This is a genomic window from Floridaenema fluviatile BLCC-F154 (assembly GCF_041929135.1).
Lineage (GTDB): Bacteria > Cyanobacteriota > Cyanobacteriia > Cyanobacteriales > Aerosakkonemataceae > Floridanema > Floridanema fluviatile.
Map to the genome: position 1 here is coordinate 121,256 of NZ_JBHFNS010000077.1, position 23,092 is coordinate 144,347.

Consider the following 23,092-nt stretch of genomic DNA (forward strand, 5'->3'; position numbering starts at 1 on the left):
GTCATGAGTCATTGGTAATTAGTCATCTTGAAAAAGACGAAAAACAAATGACAAATGACAAATGACAAATGACAAATGACAAATGAACAAAATGCCAATTCGAGTTTTATTAGTTGAGGATTCACCAGTGGCGTTGGTAATCCTTAAACGCATTCTAGCCACATCTTCAGATATCGAAGTTGTCGGCACTGCTCGTCATGGTCGAGAAGCCTTAGATTTAATTCCTAAACTTCAGCCGCAGGTAATTTGTACGGATTACCATATGCCACAAATGAATGGTTTGGAATTTACCGAAGAAGTAATGATCCGGTTTCCTCGACCAATTTTGGTAATTAGTGCTTCTGTACAAGCAGAGGATACTCAGACTATTTTTAAAATGCTAAATGCGGGTGCGGTTGATGTTTTTCCGAAACCTCGCTCTCCATCTATTGAAGAATATGAATTACTAAAACAGGAGTTAATTAGCAAAATCAAAATTCTATCTGGTGTGACTGTATTTACTAGACACCGACGCAGTAATGTTACCACGTCATTCGATCGCCCACCACTTAAGTTAGAAAGTAAAACCAATATTCCCATTTCTCGACCTTCGGGAATTAGTTTGCTATCTAGAAATCATGATTCTAAACCTAAAATTGTTGCGATAGGTGCTTCTACCGGAGGGCCACAAGCAATCAATAATATCCTCTCCCAATTACCAATAAATTTCCCTTTGCCAATCCTTTGTGTCCAACATATTAGTGAAGGATTTTTACAGGGTTTAGTAGATTGGTTAGGATCGGAATCCCAGCTACCAGTAAGAATTGCTCAATTTGGCGAAATACCTCAACCGGGAATAGTTTATTTTCCTCCTGAAGGGAGGCATTTGGAATTAGATAATTTCGGCAAATTTGTCTGTAGTAGTTCGCCGCCTGTTTCGGGTCATCGTCCTTCAGTTACAGTTACTTTTGCTTCTGTAGCTAAATGTTATAGTGCAGCAAGTATTGCGGTTTTATTAACTGGTATGGGTCGCGATGGTGCTGATGGAATGTTAGCGATCGCCAAAGCCGGAGGCATAACTATTGCTCAAAATGAAGCAAGTTGTGTAGTTTTTGGAATGCCGAAAGAAGCGATCGCTTTAGGTGCCGCAAAACACATTTTGCCAGTCAATCAAATTGCTACCATGTTACTTAAACAATTGAATATAGTAGCTGGGAGTAATAAGTATTAACTTTCTAATAGGAATTATCTGGGAAATTTAAGAATTTGGCTGTTCATACTAAATCCGGCTTCAATACCCCCGTTATTCTTTAGTCCGCGTAGGCGGACTTTGTTTGTGTAGCAGCGTTCGCGTAGCGTGTGCGTAGCACGTATTTCAATCGCCCAATCATAAAGGGGGTAGCTGTTTTATTTGCCTATTCTCCAATATAAACCGGAATCTCTAACACAAACTCTGCTCCCTTACCAGGTGCAGAATTACATCTCAATTGACCACCATGTTTTTCAGCTACAATTTGGTAGCTAATTGATAAGCCTAGCCCCGTTCCTTTACCCACAGGTTTAGTCGTGAAAAATGGATCGAATAAACGTTTTCTTACTTCTTCCGACATTCCCAATCCATTGTCGCTAATACTCACTACTACGATATGCAAATTATCATTAAATTCCGGTAAATAATCATTACTTTGCAGTTGATTTTCCCCAGCCAATAAATAACTTTCAGAGCGATTTTTTACTACGGAAGTGCGAATCGTAATTTTTCTCGGCTCTGCGACATTTTCCAAGGCATCAATAGCATTACTGATAATGTTCATAAATACCTGATTCAGTTGTCCAGCATAGCATTCAATTGCAGGTAAATTGCCGTATTCTTTAATAATTTGAATTTCTGGTTTACCTTGTCCACCTTTTAAACGACTGTGTAAAATTAGTAAAGTATTGTCGATTCCCTCATGAATATTTACAGGTTTCTTTTCGGCTTCATCTAAACGAGAGAAGTTTCTTAAGGATAAGACGATCTGCCGAATTCGTTCTGTCCCTACCTGCATCGAAGCTAATAATTTTGGTAAGTCTTCTTTGAGGAATTCTAAATCAATTTTTTCGGCTTCTTCAATGATTTCTGGGGCAGGAGTTGGATAATACTGCTGATATAAATGTAGCAATCCTAATAGGTCGGCAATATAACCATTTGCATGGTCTAAATTGCCATAAATAAAGTTAACGGGATTGTTGATTTCATGAGCAATACCTGCTACCATTTGCCCTAAGCTAGACATTTTTTCTGTATGTACTAACTGGGCTTCGGTTTGTTTGAGATTTTGTAAAGCATGACTCAATTGTTGGGCTTGACTTTGGGCGGCGAAAGCAGCGGCACGAGTCTGGGCGAAAAGTTCGGCTTGATCGATCGCGATCGCTAACTGATCCACCACGGCTTTTAACAATTCAACTTCGCTATTAGTCCAAGGTCTACTACCACTACAATGGCTACATACCACCGCACCTAGTTGCCCCGAATGAGTTTGTAAAGGAATTAATAATTGGGAAGTAATCCCAAAACTATTTAACAGCGATCGCGTCTGCTCATCTAAATTAGTTTCATTATTAATATTGTCAACTCGAATCGCTTCTAAATTCAAGATCTTTTTCGCTAAATTGGTGACTTTTTCACTCGGATAATCACCTAATGAACTCGGTAAATCTGGGTGACAAGCTTCATGAGTTACAGTTAAACTTGGTTTTTCTGGATGGGGCCAACACCAGAGAAAATGACAGCGATCGATTTGCAATAAACTGCGAATTTCATTAACTGCAATTCCTAAAATTGTATCTAAATCTAAAGAATTACGAATTTGGCTAGCTAATCTAAACAGCAAACTTTCGCGCCGGGAAAGTAATTCCGATCTGGCCCAAGTGCGATCGATCGCCACCGCGATCGCATTAGCCATCCACTCCAGCATACTATACGCTTCTTCGCTGAAAGTTTGCCGACTAGAAAGCGCCATTACCCCCACTAGACGATCTTCCACAATTAACGGATAAGCCGCAAAAGCTTTCAACAAAGAACAGCTACAACTACCGATTTTTTGTAGCCATGATTTTATCTCTAACGAGTCCTGAGTTTGAATTTGATTATTTAAGTAAGGTTGGTGACTTTGAGTAATAAAATCCACAATGGAACTATCAGGATGTAGCCAATTACACGCTGTTATTTCTGCCCTTTCTCCGGTAAAACACTGATTTTTTGATTGAGGAAAAGCGCAATTAACCGCAAAAGCAACCGCCTGCAACTGTAAATTCTCTCCAGCTGGATTTACTGTCCAAATGTAAGCACTAGCAGCATCTAGATGGCTTACCATGATTTGCGTGCAACGGTTGAGGATGTCAGGCAAATTACCACCTTGCCCTAAAGTGATGCCAATTTCGGCGCTAAAAGCTGAGAGGCGCGATCGCTCCAATAACATCCCCTCAGCTTGTTTCCTCGCTGTCACATCCCGTAAATAAATTACTAAACCATCATCATAAGGGCAAGCTCTCACCTCTAACCAAATCCCCAAAGGTAAGTAAAACTCTTCAAAATGAGCAGTAACATTTTGAGATACTACCCTCTGGCATTCTGTAAATAAATTTGAATCGCCTACCCCTGGAAACTCATGCCAAAAATTCTTACCCACCAACTCTTCTTGAGTATTGAAAAAAATCTGTTTAGCTCGTGAGTTTAAATGAGTAATTTGCCACTGGTTATCCAAGGCAATAACAGCATCAGTAATGCTTTCAAATATTTTGGCTACATCCCAAGGTGCTTGTGACGGCATTGATTTAACCTTTATTAATTGATGACCTTGGAGGCATAGTTGATTACGTAACTCCAGTTTACCTATAACCTGACGGCCTAAAGCTTGAAAAGCTTGATAAACTTGCCAAGAAATTTCTCGCGGTACATAATCCATTACAGATAAAGTACCCAAAATTACCCCTTGAGTTGTCATCAAGGGAACAGCTGCATAAAATCTTATTTTCGGATTTAGCTGTACGGCTCGATGCAGAGCAAACCTTCGATCGGTCAAGGTATCTTGGATTACTACTAAGTCAGCTTGACTGGTGGCAAAAGTGCAAAAATCTTCACATTGTTGGGCTTCATTTGTACTTAAACCAAATTTTGATTTAAGTAACAATTTTTTCCCCTTAAGCAACCGAATCACAGCAATTGGAGTTTGGCAAATATAAGCTCCTAGACTAGCCAGGTCGTCGAAATCAGCCTCAGAATTACTATCAGTTTGACACTGGCTCAAATAGTAGAGTTTCAGTGCTGTCTGACTCCCTGACAATGCTTTCATCTTTTCCGCCCCCTTTTTTTAAGTATAAAAATTAACATATTCTCTGTTTAGTACGGTAAGAGTTCGATCGAGTCCCATTAAAGAGTTTTTCTTTTTACTTACCTGGGTCATTTCCTGGGTGCATTTTTTATATTTCCTTTACCCAAGATTCTCTAAAGGTTTTAATTCAGACATATTTTTAAATAATTTTTTCTCCCACACTCTACTGTTAGCTCTAGGGGGAAACTTTAGCTAATCTCCCAATTTGGACATTTCCTCCTTTGTTCAAATTAACTAAATCTCCTGATTTATTTAAGATGCCCATTGAGAAGCCTAATAACATCTTTTGGTTCTTAAAATTATTTTAATAAGTCTCTCTATATAATTTAAATTAAATTTAATCTTTCTTTAGTTGAATTCACAAAAATTTATACTTGTTTTCGCTTAATTATCTCTAGTGTAGTTTACTTAAATAATCAACTACAATTGTATATAAAATAATGCTAAGGTGTGCTTGGGAAACAAGTTAAAGTTGTGGTGTAACCATCAACTCGAAGACGGGAGATAGAGGGTATGTCTTCAAATTCAGGTCATAGTTCAACAGTGCTGACGGTGGATGATAGCGTCGTCATGCAAGAAATGATTAAAAGAGCTTTAGGGCGAGATTATCGGGTAATAGTAGCTAGTAATGCGGTTGATGCTTTAGCATTGATCTACCATGAAAAGATATCCGTATTATTACTGGATGTCTCAATGCCTGGAATCGATGGTTTAGAATTTTGCCGAACAGTACGTAATTTACCGCAATTCCGCGATTTACCAATAATTATGTTGACGGCAAGAGACAAACTTTTCGATAAAGTACAAGGACGTTTGGCGGGTGCTACGGAATATTTAACTAAACCGTTTGATGCTCATCAACTACAACAGGTAGTGGAAAAGTTTGTCAATGAAAATTTAGCAGCAGAACTACCCGGAGAGGCTTAATTGAGTTATTTTGTCAGCCAATTTTGGCGTTGCTGGAATTAAAATAAATAAACAAAAAACTTTTTTGTAAATACTCTTCCTTTAAGGTAAAATTCATTGACGATCGCCCTGGATTATGGCTAAGGTAATTCTTACCTAACTCTGCTATTTTTGCTGAAGAAATTCTCGAATAGCCCGTAATCCTGAATCATTAGGAAGTGAGGTAGAATGTACTTGTTTTAGCCAGTTAGCTGCTTCCCAAAGTTCCATTTTGTGATGCTTACATAGATAGGCAATACAAACAGTTGGGGAACGCTCGATTCCGGCTAAACAATGGACAAAGACGGGGGGATTTTTTTCAATATTTTGGTGAACAATGTTTACGGCTTCAGTTAACTGTTCTGCGGTTAATTTAGTGGTGTAATGTCGATCGGGCAAAACCAGACGGAAACATTGAAAATTTTGGCTAATTTCCTCTGGTAAAATTCCTTCTTCTTCGCTACAAAGGGAAAGCACAGTTTTAATATCAGCTTTCAGCAGTTGTGCTTCGTCACCGGGTTGAGGTAATCTCCCAATTGCTAATTTCCGCGGAATTACCCAATCTATACGAAACAGATTTGTCGGCAGAGATTTTGGTTCTATTCCTAATAGCTTTTTTACTTGGTTAAGCATTGATTGATTATCCTAAAATTTATTTCACAAATAAGTTAAAAACCCTTCGGGAACCAATTTTAGTTTTCCTGACCTAAACTTTTCAATTTCTACCCAAAGGGCAGTTTTTTGGCGTTTCTTTTCATTGAAATTTATACTTTCTAACTGATAAAATTTAGGATCTACAAAGTCGCATTCATAGACGAATAAAATTTCGTGACCCTGCTTACCATTAAAAGTAAAAAGGCTTTCCAGACAGTCCAAATACTTGATGTTAGTTAATTCTGCCTGGATTTCTTCGTAAAATTCCCGCTTTAAGGCTTCGCAGCTAGTTTCGCCAAATTCGACTCCACCACCCAGCGCCCGGTAAAAAATTTCTTGTTTTTCAGGGTCAAAACCTTGGGCGAGAAAAATCCGATCGCTCTCATCCCGAATTATCCCCAAAGCTATGACCCTAATTTCACCCTCTCTGAGCATAAATTTAGTTGGTTAATTAGTTATCGTAAACGCTAGCTTCCCTTTGTCTAGTAACAGGCCAATCTTTATTTTCGCCACCAATAATTAATTTTTCAATGGTGACATATTCCTTACTTAACTGTTGGAAAGCATTGATTAAAATATCCAGAGCGATCGCATCACTAGTACCCAAATCAAACCAGCAACGCGCCCAAGTTCCCTGGTATTCTATCTCACTCATATTGTGCATCAAAGCCATGAAACTTTCATCAGCTGCATCTTGGTCATAATCCATGTAACTGATATCTATCCCAGTATCTTGAACTTGCAGATTTTCGGCATTAAAACCGCCCAATTTTCCCAACAAAAACCAAGAATCAAACAATTCTTCAACGTACTGTTTTTCCGCCGGACTAGGAACAGTAGAGAACTGTAACCAAATCCATAAATCAAAAGGATCGAACTCCCGAAATTCTATTTGCATTGCTTCAATCTCAACTAATCTAATTTAGGTAATTGACTCAAACTTGGCCCCCATTTTCCCTCTATTGCTCTGACCTGATTTCGCATGGCGCTACAATTACGTTTGTTTTGTTCATTGCGATCGATCGAGTTTTGACTTTTGCACTGTTCGCGAACAATTTGCGCCACCATTTCTTTAGGTAAATTTTCCGAGTTCGCCAAAGCTAGCTGAAAATGTTTTTGTGCTTCTTGGTCTTGTTTGGCATCAACTAAAATTTGTGCCTTTAAATAGTGTAACTCTGGATTGTTGGGAGTTTCTTGCAAAGCGCGATCGACATATTCCTCCGCTTGCTGATATTTTTTCAAATCCCGACTACCCACTGCAATTCCTCGATAAGCTAAATAACTTGGAGCCCCTTTTTCCAAACGTTTAATTGCCAATTCAGGATTAGCAAAAGGTAAATTTACCGAAATTAGTAAATCCAACCAACCTTTCAGCAAATTAAACTCAGGATCTTCCGGCGCGATCTTTTCCGCCTCATCTAAACTGCGGTACACCTCCTGTAATTTACCTAAAGCTTGCGTCGCCCCATTCAGCGTTCCCTTCTCTGTAATTACCGCAGCTGCGTCCAAACCATGACCAACAGCTACATAAAGATTACCACGTAAAGGATCGGTCGCTTTCAGCTTTTCCGCAGTTTCACGGGTTTTGCTGGCGTAAGTCTTAAAAGAGTCCAACAAAGCTTGATTTTTCTTATCACTTTGCCAGTCAGTGTAGACCATAGAAGCTTTCATGGCGTAAATTAGCGGTTCATCAGGTTCTTGGGCTGCTGCTTCCGGCAAATAAATTTCTGTTGCAGCTTTGTAATCTCCCTCGCGAAACACCGCGTTAAAAGCAGCTGCGGTTTTCTCCCCAATCGGTTTTGGGTTATTGACGCGAAATGGATCTCCAGCAATAGCCAAATTCACCGATAAGCTGAGCGTCATTACCAGCGAACCGATCAGCGATCGACACTTCCAAGATGATAACCCACTCACAGAAAAAATTCTCTTTCCAGCAAAAAACATCTCTCTCATTACCTCATTTCTTCTAAATCATTATTGTGAATGATGCCAAAGCCAAGACGCAAAGATAAATCATCCTGTTCCTGCCAGTGGGCAAGGGGGCAAGGGGGCAGAGGTGCAGAGGTGCAGGGGGGCAGAGAAAAAGAATAAATTTTCCATCTCCCCATCTCCCTATCTCCCTATCTCCCCATCTCCCCATCTCCCCATCTCCCCAATCCCCAGCCCCCCTTATGCCACAATGATGACAGAATGGTTCATACTTTTTACTGAATGCTCTATCTTCGAGAACTTAGTTATCACCCGGCAGCTACCCCAACACCGATTTTAAAATCGATTAACCTGGAATTAGCACCGCAGCAAATGGGGTTAGTGATTGGGCCTAGTGGTTCTGGTAAAAGTACCTTACTAGAAGTGTTAGCTGGGTTAAGTGAAAACACTTCAGGCAGGGTGTTGTGGCGAGATCAGGAATTGACTCCTGAACATTTACAGCAATTAGCTGGGTTAGTGTTTCAATTTCCCGAACGTTATTTCTGTGGTGGTACGATTTTGGAAGAATTGCGCTTGGGACATCCAGAATTAGGAGCCCAGCGAGTTCAGGAAGCATTGACAGAAGTGGGATTAGCTCATTTATCATTAGGAACTTCCCCACATTCTTTAAGTGGTGGACAACAGCGACGCTTAGCTTTAGCGGTGCAATTAATTCGTCAGCCACATTTATTATTGTTGGATGAACCGACTGCTGGGTTAGATTGGTCGATGCGTCGTCAATTGGTGAGTTTATTAGCAAAACTAAAGAATCATTTAAGTTTATTTGTGGTTACTCACGATGCGGGAGATTTGTTAACAATAGCCGATCGCTGTTGGACATTAAATCACGGCGAATTAATCCCTGTCGATCCAGCTACACTGAGAAATGGAAACTCCAAAAGCAGGAGTGCCGAAGAACAAGGGGGAACAATTTCTGTTAAGTAGAAAATGAATAATTCAATAGAAATGCCACAGTTACCGGAAATGTTGGAACTCTGGCAGCAAACCTTAAATTGGCAACCAAGTAGTAAAGAATTAAGCCAATTTCAATTACTTTATGAGTTAATTTGTCAGGGAAATCGGCAACTAAATTTAACGCGAATTACTGAACCGACAGAGTTTTGGGAAAAACATCTTTGGGATTCTTTGCGGGGAATTTCCCGATTTTTAGGTAAAACAGAACTTCCCGATTTCAAAGTAATTGATATTGGCACTGGTGCGGGTTTTCCGGGTGTACCCATTGCCATTACTCAACCAAATTGGCAAGTAACTTTGCTCGATTCAACTAGGAAAAAATTGACTTTTTTAGATAGTTTAATCTCAGAATTAGAACTTAAAAATGCTACCACTTTAACAGGTCGAGCAGAAGAATTGAGCAAACAATTTCAATATCGAGAAGTTTACGATCTTGCTTTAATTCGTGCGGTTGGATCGCCTGTAGTCTGTGCGGCTTATGCTTTACCATTTCTCAAAGTTGGCGGGTTGGCAATTCTGTATCGTGGTAATTGGACTGAAGAAGAAGCGGTAGATTTGCGATCGACTTTAAACAGCTTGGGAGGTGCGATCGAACTAATCGATCCTTTCACCACCCCAATTAGTAACAGCATCCGTCATTGTTTACATTTACGAAAACTCGCAGTCGATAAACCAGGTAAAAAGGTCAAACTTAAATCTAAATAATAACTTAAGTTGCTAATTATAAGTCTGGCTCCTTCTTATATTAGCCCCCCTTATTAAGATTGGTAGGGTGCGTCAGACTGTAAAATTTGTGCAAGTCACAGGAATTTTTAGTTCTGACGCACCCTACGGATGATAACTAGCAACTTGCATTATTTATTAAGTCTGGCTCCTTCTTATATTAGCCCCCCTTATTAAGGGGGGTTGGGGGGATCTAAACCTAGTAATCACAACATTAGATCCCCCCTAGCCCCCCTTAATAAGGGGGGAACTAATAATCGCCTTTTTCGAGACTTTTAGTTCTCAAAGGCTCTACCTGTAGAATCTTTTTGATAATGAGAACATTGACGAACGCCTTTGGCTACATCTGCCAGCAGTTCATCCGCCAAATCTAAAAGCTTTGCAATTCGTACATCGGCAAGCTCATAATACATAAATCGCCCTTGCTGTTCGCGGACAACTAAATCGCAACAACGCAAGCAACTGAGATGATTAGAAACGTTAGATTGGCTTAACCCTGTCTGCTGAACGATTTCGCTCACCGTTAATGGACCCTGCCGCAGCGTATTCAGGATCGACAAACGAGAAGGATCGGAAAATCCGCGAAAGAGTTTCGCTTTTAAATCTGCTGTTTGTGTGCAGGTAGTCATTTGTTTATGGGCGCGTCTTAGACCATTAAAAATTAGTAATGGCTGATACGTTCATAACATATCATTGATTGCTAATATATTTTATATCATTACTTGCTGATACGTTTGACAAAAGCACGTTTTTGAAGGGCTACTAAGATGAACTCAGCTTCAGCACTGAAAACTTTACAGGCACAAATTGGTGGAATGGACTGTGGTAGTTGTGCCAAGACGATCGAACTGACTTTGCAAAAACTTCCGGGAATCGCTGAAGCTAAAGTTAGTTTTCCTACAGAACGGCTGAGTGTGGCTTACGACGCACAGCAGGTGAATGAGTCCGCGATTCGCGATCGCATCACAGCCTTGGGTTATACCTTTAAAACAATTCCAAATCAAACCACTACAGTCGAGCTAGATAAAACAGCGAATTCATCTGTTGTTACCAGCGTTTCCCCAGAGAACTTAGCAGATCAAAAGTCAGATCCGGGTGGATGGCAATTTTGGTTGAAAACTCGCCGGGGACAAGTAGTTGTTTTAAGTGGCATTGGGCTAATACTGGGGTTAATTGCCGAAAAATTATTGTCATTGCCTTTGATTGCTCAGGGATTTTATGCGATTAGTTTGGTTGTAGCGATCGCACCTATTCTCAGATCGGCTTGGATTGCGCTTAAATTGCGTCGTGCTGATATGAACCTGCTGATGACTTTAGCAGCGATCGGAGCAGCAATTCTAAATCAGTGGTTTCAGGGCGCACTAGTGATTTTTCTATTTGCGCTGGGAACAACGTTGCAAAATTTTACCCTTGGTCGGACTCGGAACGCAATTCGAGATTTAATGGATTTAACTCCTGCAACCACAACAGTTAGGCGAAATGGGCAAGAAATTGCCGTTCCGGTGGAAAATATCCAAGTTGGCGAGGTTTTGACGATTCGCCCCGGTCAGAGGATCGCTCTTGATGGTATTGTTTTGTCTGGTGCGAGTGCGATCGATCAATCTCCAATTACCGGAGAATCTCTCCCAGAAAACAAGGAAAAAGGCGATCGAGTATTTGCAGGAACCTTAAACCAAAGCGGATTTTTAGAAGTTGAAGTCACGCATACAGCTAAAGATACAACCGTTGCTCGAATTGTGCATTTAGTTGAAGAAGCGCAAGAAAGCCGTGCGCCGATTCAGCAATGGGTCGATCGCTTCTCTGCTATTTATACCCCGATCGTCTTAATTATTGCCGCTGGCATTACCCTAATTCCTCCAATCTTGTTTTCCCAACCGTTTCAACCTTGGTTTTACAAAGCTTTGGTATTGCTTGTGATTGCTTGCCCTTGCGCCTTAGTGATTGCCACTCCGGTTTCATTGATTAGTGCGATCGGAGCCGCTACTCGTCAAGGAGTATTATTTAAAGGTGGGAATGCCTTGGAAACTGCCGGAAGGCTGACAACTCTGGCTTTTGACAAGACTGGCACGATTACCCAAGCATTGCCAGTGGTGCAAAAGGTACATAATCTGGGTTTAATGAGTGACAAAATGATGTTAATGATTGCCGCTTCCTTAGAACAGCAGTCAGAACATCCTTTAGCAAAAGCGATCGTAACTGAAGCAAAGGCTCAAGGATTAGATTTAGAAAATCCAGAATCCTTTACCTCTGTTCCTGGTAAGGGAATTTTGGCAAAATTTGGGCCATCTGTCTACTATGTTGGCAATCGTCGCTTATTCGAGGAACAAAATATTGAGCTTTCAAAAACTGCGGAATTGCTGTTAGCTGAAATTGAATCTTTTGGGCAAACTCCTGTTTTAATAGGAACAGAGCAAGGATTACTAGGAGCGATCGCTTTAGCTGATGGGATACGTCTTGAATCACAAGAAGCAGTACACCTTCTAAAACGTATTGGACTTAAAAGGTTGGTGATATTGACAGGCGATCGATTAGCAGTAGTAAGACAAATTGCTCGACAGGTTGGAATTGAGGAATATCAAGCAGAATTACTCCCGGAAGATAAATTAGAAGTTATTTATCAGCTGCGTCGTTCTGGTGTTGTCGGCATGGTTGGAGATGGTATAAATGATACTCCTGCTTTAGCTGCCGCTGATGTCAGTTTTGCGGTAGGTAAGATTGATGTAGCTTTGGAAGCTGCTGACGTTGTACTGGTAGGAAATGACTTAAGACGTTTAGGATATGCGATTCAATTGAGTCGTCGAACTTTATCGGTGATTCAACAAAGTATTGCAGTTGCTTTGGTTTTAAATGCTACTTTTGTAATTCTAGGTGTTTTGGGTGTAATTGGATTACCGATCGCAGTTTTTGAAGATATGGGATCTTCGTTATTAGTAACACTAAATGCTATGCGCTTGTTCAATACCAAAATCTCTGAAACTTAGGCAGACTCGATCGGTTCGTTGTGAGCACTTCAGTGCGCTTCTTTCGCAGAAAACGACTAAAGTCGCTACTACAAACTGTATACGACTGAAGTCGTCACTACGAACCTAATGATTAAGCTGAGGCGGCAAAACGTTTGTTAATTTCATCCCAATTGAGGGTATTCCACCAAGCATCTAAATAGTCAGCACGACGATTTTGGTATTTTAAATAATAGGCGTGTTCCCAAACATCGTTACCCATAATCGGATATTTTCCTTCCATTAATGGACTGTCTTGATTAGCAGTACTCATTACGCCTACTTTACCATCGGGATTGCGAACTAACCAAACCCAACCACTACCAAAACGTCTAGTACCAGATTGATTAAATAATCGTTTGAACTCAGCAAAATTACCAAAAGCGGTGTTAATAGCAGTAGCAATTTCACCTGTAGGTTCTCCACCACCATTTGGGGTCATGATTTCCCAAAACATACTATGGTTATAATGTCCTCCCCCATTGTTGCGAACAGTAGTGCGAATATCTTGGGGTACATTGTCCATATTTCGCAGTAATTGTTCGACAGTTTGACCTTTTAAGTTAGGATATTTAGCGATCGCATCATTCAAGTTTTTCACATAAGCTGCATGATGTCGATCGTGGTGAATTTGCATCGTTCGCGCATCAATATGCGGTTCTAACGCATCATAGCTATATGGTAAAGGTGGGAGTTTAAAAAACCCTGTGTTTTGTGCTACATTCGTCTCACTTTCTGTGGTAGTAATATTATCTCCAGATGCTTGACAAGCACCCAAAGTTACTGCACCAATAGTACTGCCAGCTAAAACTAAAAAATTGCGACGGTTGAGAATCATAACTACTCCCAAATCTTTCACTTTCTCAGTTTAAACGCATTTTAAACATCTTTATTGTTGCGAAAGGCGTTTAACTTCTTCTCCACCTAATAACTGATGTGCTTCTTCTAACAAAGCGGGAATTCGATCGGCATGAGGACTATTGATTAAACATTGACGCAAGTCGAATTGTTTAACTCGATCGGCTTTATTTCCAGGGAACCAATGACTAGCATTTCCTAATAAGTTATAGCGCATTTTGGCATAATCATACATATCGTAAGCTAGCGCCAAATTCCGCAACCATAAAATTACCGGAATGTTAATATTTCCCGGTGTTTCTTCCTGATAAGGTAAACCAATGTGCCAAGTTTTTACCCAATTTTCCCCTAAAACTTTCATTGCTTCTGTTTCCAATCTGGCTAAAATTGGCGGTAAAATCTCATCAGCTTGATCTAGCAAAGGTAAGGTTTTTAAATGTTCGTCAAAATCTGTTGGTTTAGCCGCACCTAAGCTTAAAGTATGTACTTGGGAATGATTTAAGCAGAACAAATCATTAAACACCATTGGGCTGAGAGGATAGCATAAGTCTACTAATTTTGGGGGCGGGTTGTAAAGTTTTCCGCCTTTGTCGGAAGGGCTAATAATAAATACGCCCATGTCATGTTTTGTCGCTGCTTCTATGGCTGACCAATTAGTTTGATTGATATAATACCAATGTAAATTGACGTAATCGAATTGATTTGTTTCTATGGCTTGAGTAATAATATTTGTTGAGCCATGAGTAGAAAAACCAATAAACCTGATTCTGCCTTGTTTTTGGAGTTTTTGCGCTACTTCTAAGCATCCACCGGGACGAACTGTGTAATCTAGTAATTCGGCGTTATTAATACCATGTATTCCCAATAAATCGACATATTCTAAGCGCAAATTACCGAGAGATTTTTCAAAGGTTTTGGCAAATTCTTGCGGGTCGGCATTCGGGGAAATTTTGGTTTGGACAATGATTTTATCGCGAGGAAATTTGGGTAAAATTCTGCCTAATTGTAATTCGGAGGTGCCATAACCTCTGGCGGTTTCAATGTGGTTAATTCCTAGTTCGATCGATCGCCGAATTGTTGCTTCTAAATTCCTTTGTTTATGCCAAGGAATGCGCCACCCTGGAACATCATGCCATTTATATTGATATCTCATTCCGCCACAAGAAAACAGGGGAATAGAAATATTTGTCCGTCCAAAGCGTCGATACTGCATTGTTCGTTAACTCACTACTCTGGGATTTATTTTCAATAATTTAGCAAAATTTCATGGGTGAAATGACTACTGTTGAACAATTTGGCGCAACTGGGAAGATTCTTCTAAGGTTTTTTCTACCCCTTGTAGTTCAAGATCTTTGATGTAGTTGATTTTAATTTCTTCCAGCATATCTATTAGGAGATTTTCGATTTCTTCAAGATTGGGTTGTTTCTGCAATTCTTCTGCTAGGGAGTTGGCAAAGTTGGTGATTAATTCAGAAGTGAGTTTGGCTATTTCAGGATCTTCTAGGGCGGCTTTGATGGTTTTGTAACTGCTTTGGGAGATGTCTTTCGCTAAGTTGTCTGCTAGTTGATTGGGTAATCTATTAACACCAGGAATGTTGTTTAGTTGTTGGTAAATCGGGGATTGATTGAGGGCGCTTTTAATCAGATATTGCAGTAATGCTTCGACTTCTATGCGAACTTGGGGAAGTACATCGTAGATGCTGAGGTAAATTAATCGGGATGCGATCGCTCTCAATTCATTAGTATTATTAATATCAATATAAGGACGGCGACTTTCAGAATTAAACATCCAATTCGCTACATCACCTCGATGAATTGCATTTTGCATTCCATCAATCATTCTTACTCCGACAACCTCGGTAATTTCTTGGGCAAAATTAGTGACAAAATCTCGGTTAATTTGGTTTCGGAATGGTTTTAAATCAACCAACTCTGCTTGATTGAGGCGAATTAATACGGGAATTACTCTTAACCATCGCCAAAAAGGTAAAAGTAAAAATATGTCATACCAACGTCGCAACATGGCTTCTAACCAAGTTAAATTTGGATTACTGCGACTAATAGCAAAAGTTCGGATTAGGTAATCGAGGGCGAACAAAATAATAAAGGGTAGGTCAAGTTTCCAGAATCGATCGATAAATTTACTATTAGTATCGATATGACGATAATAGTTCGTTTCAATCAAGGGACGAATCGCAGAATTAAAAAAGCTAATTTCTGATGACCAACCCACTTGGGAAAAATATGCGGAACTCCAAAAAGTATTAAAAGCTTGATGGGCAGAATTTTGCTCCAGGCGATCGCGAATCAGGTTTTTAATCTTTTCCAACAAACCGCTTTTATTTGCGATCGTAAATGGATTATCTTCAATCATTTGATTACTCAACAAACGCAAGTCTGCCAAAACTGCTTCTACTTCCGGTGACTGCAAAGTATCCGCTGCTACATAAGCTTCCAATTCATCGACTCGCTTTAGATATTGCTGGGTATCCCGATGCGGTTCAATGCCCTTTACTTGGTCATAAAATTTAGTGACATCGGGAAAGTGATGCCAGTAAAAGTCCCGCCAAGGAATATAACTCAGGTCAAAGAAAACTAAAAGCAAGTTGGCTAAGGCGATAATGGCAAGGATACGTTGTAGCCACAGGAAACGACGCGGGGATTTTTTGAGAGTATAAGTTGAAGTCATTAGATTTTAGATTTTAGATTTTAGATTGAAATCCTTCTGATATTGTCTAATTGTAGAGACGAGTTTAGCAGACAATCTTTCGACAAAATCCCCCTCTAGCGTACAATACTGATGCAAAAGAACAGGATATTACGCTTTTTAAGTCCGATCTTGCCTACAATGAGTATTTAGACGGGAACTAATTGAGGCCGCTTCTGTGCAAAGATTAACAAAGTCGTTATTTATTTAAGCTGTCATTGGGTTAACTGCTAACCTGTGATTGCTTCATTATCTAAAAATCATGGTGAAGGTGCCTCAAAAGGAAACACAGGAGTTTATGAAAATTGGCGATCGCATCCGGGTTAAACAGTCAGTCATTGTTTACCATCATCCTGAACATCGTGGTCAACCCTTTGATATTAAGGGTTTGGAAGGAGAAATTGTCGCGATCATACATGAGTGGCAAGGTAGACCTGTGAGTGCTAACCTTCCTGTACAGGTCAAATTTAGTAAAAAATTCAAAGCTCATTTTCGCGACAATGAGGTAGAACTAGTAGAATAATCCAGCGTGGCAGAAATTATTCAGCAGTTGAAAATGGGAAAAAAGTGAACAGAAAAACCTTCTTCCCTTCTGCCTTCTGCCTTCTGCCGTCTGCCTTCTGGCACTAGCGGCGACCTCTGAGAAACCAACTAAAAATACACAGTTCACTTCGCATTTGTTTTAACTCTTGTCGGTGGCGCTCAGCTGTCATGTAATACCATTGGCAGTGGCGCTCAAATTCTTCTCGATACTGCACTTCCCGATAAAATTCTCCGCTTACCTGTTGAACGGCAAACACTTCGTCTGCTGGTGGAGGCGGAGTAGGAATAATGCGTCTTAATTCTTCTGACATAATCTTTGGGTGCTTGGGTGCTAAAGTTCTGCCAATCTAAAATCTAAAATTGCTACAGCCAACCGCGGAGTCGGTAAATTACAATGCCGATGTACTCTTTTAAAGCACGAGTGCTATTGGCTAATCTTCCTGCATCCGGGAGGAATTCTAACACTGCTCCTTGCCAAGTGTTTTGGTTTGGGTCTTGTTCTATAGTAATAAAATCAGTGGGAGCAGGAATAGCATCTATTCCTTGACGCTTAAAAATTGCTAGCGATCGCGGTGTATGAAGTGCCGAAGTAACTAATAAAACCCGCCGTTCTATGCCTTGGGAATCGAGAATTTTGCGGACATTAACCGCGTTTTCATAAGTGTTTAAAGAAGTCGGATCTTGGAGAATTGCTGATTGGGGAACTCCCATAGTTTCCACAAGTTCTGCCATATCTTGAGATTCCGAAGCACCTGTATTTTTCCAATTAATGCGTCCGCCACTTAAGATAACTTTTGCGGCTTTGCCTTCTCGATATAATTTTGCGCCGTAGAGGATGCGATCGCCTTCTTCGCTAATTTCCACCCAAGGACGAGGCGGCACTTTTGGGACAACACTGCCGCCTAAAATCACAATAGCCGCAGCATTTGGCAATTCACCTTCAGGAATATTTTGCCATTCCAAAGAGCGCATCAAGGCACTAGAAACCCAAGCATTACTGAATAAAAATAGGATAATCAACGCCAGAGAAATTAACCCTGCTGCCCATTTTGGTTGCCGCCAAATCATAATAAAAGCGGCAATCAGCAACAGGCAAGATAATCCTAAAGGATAAATGAAAATTGGTAGTAATTTAGAGAGAAATAAGAACATTTTTCCTTAAATTTTAACGACGTTTTTTCGGAGGACGGCGCGGATTTTTCCAGAAAAACCAACTTTTTTGAGGTTGACGGCGATAACGTTTTGGTCGCCGTTTTTTAAATTTATTTTCCTTTTTATTTTTCTCCTTTTCCTCTTCAGTTCCGGTTAATTCGGGAGGAATTTTTTGGGGATCGGGTAACTCTTGGCTTTGCCATCCAGTAATTATCCATCCCGTAGCTATTCCCGCTACAAATGCTAAACCGAAACTCCAAAGAAAACCTTTTCCCAGTAACAAGAAAGCCACCAAGAAAAGTAAACTAACTGTAAGTGCAGATATAGCAGTTTTATTCAGTTGCGAACTCCTTGGAGTGGTTTCCTAAAAAAAGCCTCCAAATTAAGGGAAAAGTTTTAAACGTACCTTTCCCTTTCAGCATTTCCTTAATTTAATTGTGCCGTTAAATCTTGGGTAGTATCCAAAGTCTTCACAAAAACTTTTTCTTCTTCTGTGAAACTTTCCGCATTAGCTAATTGACTGGTTAACAGGTTAGCAGTAGCATCAGAGATGTCGCTTGTGCGGGAGTTCAGGCGATCGCGCAAAACTGCTTCCGGCGCAGTGCAGTGTAAAATTTGTAAAGGTAAGTGATTTTTTGTTGCGGCTGTGATTACTGGTTGGCGGAGAGATTGGCGATCGTACTTAGCATCCAAAATCACCGAATGACCCACCGAAGCCAGCAAAATTCCTAACTCCAACAACCTAGAATAAGTTCTTTCCGTCATTTCAGGAGTATATAAATCTTCCCCTCCCTTTTCCGACAAAGATACACCAGCCAAATGCTTTCTTACCGCATCAGAACGAATATGAATAGCATTATTTTGTCGAGCAATTTTTTTCGCAACAGTACTCTTTCCAGAACCCGAAACACCCGACATCATAATTAAACTTCCCTGCCCTAATTTAGTGCAGTCACAAGCCATTTTATAATATTGAGTAGCTGCAAATTTAGCTTGCTCTTTATCAGCATCAGGAATACTCGGATCGTCCAACAGAAAAGAAGTAATTTTTGCTCTCACATAAGCCTGACGACTCACATATAAAGGCAAAACTTGTAAACCTTCCCAATCACCACTTTCTTCTAAGTAAGTGTTTAAATAAGCATTAGCTAAATCGCGATGACCTCCCACGAAAAAATTCATTACCCCATAAGCCACATCATACATTACATCAACAAACCGGAACGGTTCATTAAACTCAATGCAATCAAACAAAAGAATTTTGCCATCCCAAAGACAAATATTTCCTAAATGTAAATCTCCGTGACATTCCCGAATCTTCCGGTTTTTGATTCTACTAGTTAAAACCTCTTGTTTTGTAGCAAAGAAATTATCAGTAAACTCCTTAGTCGCATCAAATTGCTCTTGAGTTTGCGCCAACCCAATATACTTAGCAGTTTGGGCATAATTTTCATCAAAAGCCTGACGAACTTGAGCAACTTCTCCAAAAGAAAGAATATAATCATTAGTTGGACATTTACTGTGGAATTGTGCCACTAACCTCCCCAAATCTTCCACCATTTCTTCTGTCAATTTACCCTGTTGAAACAGATTAATCAACAGATTATCTTGGGGAAACTGACACATTTTCAAAGCATATTCAACAGCTTCACCACTTCCCGCCAACTCAAACTTATTATCTCCTTGAGTAATCGGTAAAACTTGCAAATAAATCTCCGCAGCGCCACGTTTATTCATTTCTAATTCTTGGCGGCAAAAATGCTCTCGTAATTCCAAAGTAGAATAATCTAAAAAGCCAAAATTCACTGCTTTTTTCAGTTTATAAGCGTAATCTCCAGTCAATAAAACAAAAGAAACATGAGTTTGAATTAACTTAATGGGTTCTTTTACTGGATGAGGATAAAATCCAGGTTTTAACATTTCTTGAATTACCGGAGGCAAGTTAGTTTCACTCATTTTTTACCTACAAATTACAAATTACAAACAGAAAAAAACCAGGGTATAGAACCCTGGTCTAGTAAACAAATCATACCTTTATTTGAGCAAAATTTACTCAGCAGCTGATTCTGTTTCCTCTGTTGTTGCACCTTGAAGTCGCAGCACACTAGCAACTACTTGATCGGGATCTCCAACTACTTGAACGCCTGCGGGTAAAGGTATTTCCCGAATATGCAACGCATCGCCAACATCCAAACCAGAAACATCAATTTCAATGGCATCAGGAATTTTGTCAGGAGGACATTGTACTGTCACTTCGTTCATTACCGGATCTAACATTCCACCACTTAGTTTTACACCTACTGCTTCACCAACAAAATGCAGAGGTACTTCTACTTCTAGACTCTTTTGTGACGCTACAGCAAAAAAGCTGAGGTGATAAATAAAACCTTTTGCCGGATGAGTTTGCACTTCCCGCAGTAGAGTTTTACCACTCCAAGAAGCATCAGGGATGTTCAAATTAATCAGCGTGTTATTTAGAGAGGCTTTTTTGACTAATGTTTCCGCTACTTTAGCGTTCATTGTCAAAGCAACTGATTCAGTGCCATCATGACCGTATAAAACGGCGGGAATTAAACCATTGCGACGCAGAGTATTAGGTTTAGATTCTGCTGTACGCTTTTGACATTCAACTGTGAGTTCCATTTTCCGATTTTAGAGTTTAATTTGAGATTTTTCGAGGTTAGGTTAGGTTGGCAATTTGTTTATTTGCCAATGTTGATTCTGGGAAAATCCATATCTAATTGAAGAAATTTAGAGATGAGATTTTCAGACAGATACAGGTGTGCCGTCGGGATGCAATAATGCTCTTTTGGGGCCGTGAATTGGATCTTCGACGATGATGGTTTGGTCGCGACTTGCGCCTAAAGAGACGATCGCGATCGGCACTTTCATCAATTCCGCGAGGAATTTCAGATAGTCCAAAGCTTTGCTAGGTAAGTCTTCTAGAGTGCGACAGTCTGCCGTTGATTGTTTCCAACCTGGTAAAGTTTCATAGATTGGGCGACAATTGGCAAAAATACGAGAACTGCTAGGAAAATCCTCGCAGCGTTGACCATCTATTTCGTAAGCAACACAAACTTTAATTTCGTCGAGTTCGTCGAGAACGTCGAGTTTGGTAATCGCCAGACAGTCAATGCCATTAATTCGCACCGCATAGCGACCAATTACAGCATCAAACCAACCACAACGGCGTTTCCGTCCGGTGGTGGTGCCGAATTCTGCACCGCGATCGCAGAGCAACTCTCCTAGTGTACCGCCTAATTCGGTAGGAAAAGGCCCTTCGCCGACTCTGGTGGTGTAAGCTTTGGATACGCCGATCACGCGATCGATCATTGTCGGCCCAACACCCGCCCCCACGCAAGCCCCACCAGCCACCGGATTAGAAGAGGTAACGTAAGGATAAGTACCGTGATCCAAATCTAAAAGCGTACCTTGCGCTCCTTCAAATAGGATATTGCGCTTGTGCTGCACTGCATCGTAAATTTTTAAAGAGCAATCGACTACATGAGGTCGCAAACGCTCCGCATAGCCTAAATACTCCTCTATTACCGCTTCCGGGTCAAGAGGCGGCAAATTGTATAGTTTTTCCAGAATCGCGTTTTTGTAATTAATTGTCCAGTGCAACTGTTCGCGCAGCACCTCTGGATCGATCAAGTCTAAAATACGGATACCAGTTCGCTCGGACTTATCGGCATAAGTAGGGCCAATTCCCCGACCTGTAGTACCAATTTTGAAATCCCCACGCCGTTCTTCCGATGCTTGGTCAATCATGCGATGATAAGGCATCGTGACGTGCGCCGTCTGGGAAATCATTAAATTTGCGGTGGAGATCTTCAGTTCTTTCAACTGATCCAACTCTCCAATCAACACTTTGGGGTCAATGACAGTGCCAGAACCAATGATGCACTGGGTTTCTGGATACAATATGCCAGAAGGAATCAGATGCAGCTTAAAGGTTTGTCCCTGAACTACAACGGTGTGTCCAGCATTGACACCCCCTTGATAACGTACTACTACATCTGCTGATTTACTCAGTAAATCTGTTATCTTGCCTTTTCCTTCATCGCCCCACTGGGCTCCAATTACAATAACGTTAGCCAAAGGTTTATTAAAATTGCTAAAGTTTCCACAAATCTCTATTTTTAGCAGAAATGGGGACTGTTGTCAAGGTAACAGGGAATCTTAAGATAGTTTTTAGTAAAACCGAGTTTATTGCTGTTATATTTTTATGCAAAAAACCTTTCAATTATCTCATTTAATAATGAATCTGGGCTAACTCCGTTTTTCAGCGCCAGATCTCTCAATCTTTGAATATTTAAAGAAGAAATTTTAATGGGAGCAAACTTTTCAGGAAATGCCCAAGCGCACTGGTTACACTCAAGATCGCAACCTCGACAAGCAGTACTTTTAAAGTTATTACATTCTCTACACAAAGGTTGCCAATTATCTTCCTCGTTACCGCCACCCCTCAAGCGGGGAATTTTGTGGTCTTGTTCTAAACTCACAACTGGTGGTTGTCTACCACAAACGGCACAACGATGTTGATATTTCCTAAGAATTTTCTCCCAAAACGTATCACTTAGTTTTATTCTCTGTTCGCGTTGAGGGCCAATTTCTAAACTTACTAATTGATATCTTGTTTTCTTGCCACTACCCAACCTAACTATTCCTAAAAATCCTTCTTCCCCTTGCAACTCGCGGATTCGTCTGGGTACATCTTGGTAAGGTTCGTCTGTTGCTCTAAAATCATCTATTACTTGGCGGATGCGTGATAAGAGAACAATTGGCCCCGGAATATCATGTCCCGAAGGCCAAAGAGTTTCCAGTATTAATCTGTAATAATTTCTATTAGCTGGTTTAGTGGTCACAAATCCAGCACAGGCATTTGTGAGCCATTCCTCACGGTTGACTTCCATTTCACTCATGAGGAAGATTCCTCGCCACGCAAAAGCCAAACAGGACTTACTCGGAGCAACCTAGAAATCGCATCTAGCTCAAAGTCTTTGACACCGCGTTTTTGTCGCTCTATTTCTGAGATGTCAGATTGATCTAGTTTGATATTAAAGTCTACTTCCAGCGCCGCAGCTAGATCGCTTTGCTGCCACCCTAGTATTTCACGAGCCTGCTTGATTCTTGGGCCGCTAATGTTAGCCTCGCCCATTTGAGAAGTATATTTTTCAACTACGATCGGGAATGATATCTTGAGGGCTAGTGAC

Annotated in this window: 23 protein-coding genes; 6 read left to right on the forward strand and 17 right to left on the reverse strand. The window is 40.5% G+C overall.

Annotation, left to right across the window (positions count from 1 at the left end):
• The first annotated feature begins 82 nt into the window (after nt 1-82).
• A complete protein-coding gene (gene cheB / locus ACE1B6_RS20810) occupies nt 83-1,210 on the forward strand; it encodes a chemotaxis-specific protein-glutamate methyltransferase CheB (protein ID WP_459563070.1) in 1,128 nt (375 codons plus the stop codon).
• A 184-nt stretch (nt 1,211-1,394) separates the two neighbouring features.
• On the opposite strand, the gene ACE1B6_RS20815 is transcribed toward cheB, so the two are convergent.
• Complete coding sequence (locus ACE1B6_RS20815; protein ID WP_413259179.1) at nt 1,395-4,313, reverse strand: GAF domain-containing protein; 2,919 nt, start codon at nt 4,311-4,313, stop codon at nt 1,395-1,397.
• A gap of 552 nt (nt 4,314-4,865) precedes the next feature.
• Between ACE1B6_RS20815 and ACE1B6_RS20820 the strand changes: the two genes are divergently transcribed.
• Complete coding sequence (locus ACE1B6_RS20820) at nt 4,866-5,279, forward strand: response regulator (RefSeq protein ID WP_413259180.1); 414 nt, start codon at nt 4,866-4,868, stop codon at nt 5,277-5,279.
• 144 nt (nt 5,280-5,423) lie between these two features.
• Here the strand turns inward: ACE1B6_RS20820 and ACE1B6_RS20825 are convergent, their stop codons facing one another.
• The 4 genes from ACE1B6_RS20825 to ACE1B6_RS20840 are packed head-to-tail and all read right to left on the reverse strand — an operon-like array spanning nt 5,424 to nt 7,895.
• Complete coding sequence (locus tag ACE1B6_RS20825) at nt 5,424-5,930, reverse strand: protein-tyrosine phosphatase family protein (RefSeq protein ID WP_413259181.1); 507 nt, start codon at nt 5,928-5,930, stop codon at nt 5,424-5,426.
• A 24-nt stretch (nt 5,931-5,954) separates the two neighbouring features.
• Nucleotides 5,955-6,386, reverse strand: a complete 432-nt coding sequence (locus ACE1B6_RS20830) for an NUDIX hydrolase (RefSeq protein WP_413259182.1) — start codon at nt 6,384-6,386, stop codon at nt 5,955-5,957.
• A gap of 16 nt (nt 6,387-6,402) precedes the next feature.
• Nucleotides 6,403-6,849, reverse strand: a complete 447-nt coding sequence (locus ACE1B6_RS20835) for a DUF3531 family protein (RefSeq protein WP_413259183.1) — start codon at nt 6,847-6,849, stop codon at nt 6,403-6,405.
• Nucleotides 6,850-6,863: 14 nt separating this feature from the next.
• Nucleotides 6,864-7,895: a Sll0314/Alr1548 family TPR repeat-containing protein gene (locus tag ACE1B6_RS20840; RefSeq protein ID WP_459563072.1), complete on the reverse strand. Its 1,032-nt coding sequence runs from the start codon at nt 7,893-7,895 to the stop codon at nt 6,864-6,866.
• A gap of 267 nt (nt 7,896-8,162) precedes the next feature.
• Here ACE1B6_RS20840 and ACE1B6_RS20845 point away from each other — a divergent pair, with 267 nt between their 5' ends.
• Nucleotides 8,163-8,864 (forward strand): ABC transporter ATP-binding protein, encoded by a 702-nt coding sequence (locus ACE1B6_RS20845; RefSeq protein ID WP_413259185.1) that lies wholly within the window; start codon nt 8,163-8,165, stop codon nt 8,862-8,864.
• 3 nt (nt 8,865-8,867) lie between these two features.
• Entirely contained in the window at nt 8,868-9,599 is a 732-nt protein-coding gene (gene rsmG / locus ACE1B6_RS20850) for a 16S rRNA (guanine(527)-N(7))-methyltransferase RsmG (RefSeq protein ID WP_413259186.1), read from the forward strand.
• A 293-nt stretch (nt 9,600-9,892) separates the two neighbouring features.
• Here rsmG and ACE1B6_RS20855 read toward each other — a convergent pair whose 3' ends face one another.
• Entirely contained in the window at nt 9,893-10,246 is a 354-nt protein-coding gene (locus ACE1B6_RS20855) for an ArsR/SmtB family transcription factor (protein WP_413259187.1), read from the reverse strand.
• A gap of 138 nt (nt 10,247-10,384) precedes the next feature.
• Between ACE1B6_RS20855 and ACE1B6_RS20860 the strand changes: the two genes are divergently transcribed.
• Nucleotides 10,385-12,598: a heavy metal translocating P-type ATPase gene (locus tag ACE1B6_RS20860; RefSeq protein ID WP_413259188.1), complete on the forward strand. Its 2,214-nt coding sequence runs from the start codon at nt 10,385-10,387 to the stop codon at nt 12,596-12,598.
• A 112-nt stretch (nt 12,599-12,710) separates the two neighbouring features.
• Here the strand turns inward: ACE1B6_RS20860 and ACE1B6_RS20865 are convergent, their stop codons facing one another.
• The 3 genes from ACE1B6_RS20865 to ACE1B6_RS20875 all read right to left on the reverse strand — a co-directional run bounded on the left by ACE1B6_RS20865 (nt 12,711) and on the right by ACE1B6_RS20875 (nt 16,163).
• Nucleotides 12,711-13,454 carry a superoxide dismutase gene (locus ACE1B6_RS20865; RefSeq protein WP_413259244.1) on the reverse strand — a complete coding sequence of 248 codons (744 nt, stop codon included), beginning with the start codon at nt 13,452-13,454 and terminating at the stop codon, nt 12,711-12,713.
• Between the two features lie 51 nt (nt 13,455-13,505).
• On the reverse strand, nt 13,506-14,687 hold the full coding sequence (locus ACE1B6_RS20870) for an aldo/keto reductase (protein WP_413259189.1): 1,182 nt from the start codon (nt 14,685-14,687) through the stop codon (nt 13,506-13,508).
• A gap of 66 nt (nt 14,688-14,753) precedes the next feature.
• A complete protein-coding gene (locus ACE1B6_RS20875) occupies nt 14,754-16,163 on the reverse strand; it encodes a hypothetical protein (RefSeq protein WP_413259190.1) in 1,410 nt (469 codons plus the stop codon).
• 316 nt (nt 16,164-16,479) lie between these two features.
• On the opposite strand from ACE1B6_RS20875, the gene ACE1B6_RS20880 reads away from it, so the two are divergent.
• Nucleotides 16,480-16,704, forward strand: coding sequence for a ferredoxin-thioredoxin reductase variable chain (locus tag ACE1B6_RS20880; RefSeq protein WP_413259245.1), 225 nt, complete (start codon nt 16,480-16,482; stop codon nt 16,702-16,704).
• Nucleotides 16,705-16,807: 103 nt separating this feature from the next.
• On the opposite strand, the gene ACE1B6_RS20885 is transcribed toward ACE1B6_RS20880, so the two are convergent.
• The 8 genes from ACE1B6_RS20885 to ACE1B6_RS20920 all read right to left on the reverse strand — a co-directional run bounded on the left by ACE1B6_RS20885 (nt 16,808) and on the right by ACE1B6_RS20920 (nt 23,037).
• Nucleotides 16,808-17,035, reverse strand: coding sequence for a hypothetical protein (locus tag ACE1B6_RS20885; RefSeq protein WP_413259191.1), 228 nt, complete (start codon nt 17,033-17,035; stop codon nt 16,808-16,810).
• Nucleotides 17,036-17,087: 52 nt separating this feature from the next.
• Entirely contained in the window at nt 17,088-17,876 is a 789-nt protein-coding gene (locus ACE1B6_RS20890; protein ID WP_413259192.1) for a YdcF family protein, read from the reverse strand.
• Between the two features lie 13 nt (nt 17,877-17,889).
• Entirely contained in the window at nt 17,890-18,168 is a 279-nt protein-coding gene (locus ACE1B6_RS20895) for a hypothetical protein (RefSeq protein ID WP_413259193.1), read from the reverse strand.
• 134 nt (nt 18,169-18,302) lie between these two features.
• Nucleotides 18,303-19,832, reverse strand: coding sequence for a bifunctional aminoglycoside phosphotransferase/ATP-binding protein (locus ACE1B6_RS20900; RefSeq protein WP_413259194.1), 1,530 nt, complete (start codon nt 19,830-19,832; stop codon nt 18,303-18,305).
• Between the two features lie 93 nt (nt 19,833-19,925).
• Nucleotides 19,926-20,519 carry a 50S ribosomal protein L25/general stress protein Ctc gene (locus ACE1B6_RS20905; RefSeq protein ID WP_413259195.1) on the reverse strand — a complete coding sequence of 198 codons (594 nt, stop codon included), beginning with the start codon at nt 20,517-20,519 and terminating at the stop codon, nt 19,926-19,928.
• A 123-nt stretch (nt 20,520-20,642) separates the two neighbouring features.
• A complete protein-coding gene (locus tag ACE1B6_RS20910; protein WP_413259196.1) occupies nt 20,643-21,977 on the reverse strand; it encodes an adenylosuccinate synthase in 1,335 nt (444 codons plus the stop codon).
• Between the two features lie 125 nt (nt 21,978-22,102).
• A complete protein-coding gene (locus ACE1B6_RS20915) occupies nt 22,103-22,801 on the reverse strand; it encodes an HNH endonuclease (RefSeq protein ID WP_413259197.1) in 699 nt (232 codons plus the stop codon).
• Nucleotides 22,798-23,037 (reverse strand): helix-turn-helix domain-containing protein, encoded by a 240-nt coding sequence (locus ACE1B6_RS20920; protein ID WP_413259198.1) that lies wholly within the window; start codon nt 23,035-23,037, stop codon nt 22,798-22,800. The genes ACE1B6_RS20915 and ACE1B6_RS20920 overlap by 4 nt, the downstream gene beginning before the upstream one ends.
• Nucleotides 23,038-23,092 lie beyond the last annotated feature (55 nt).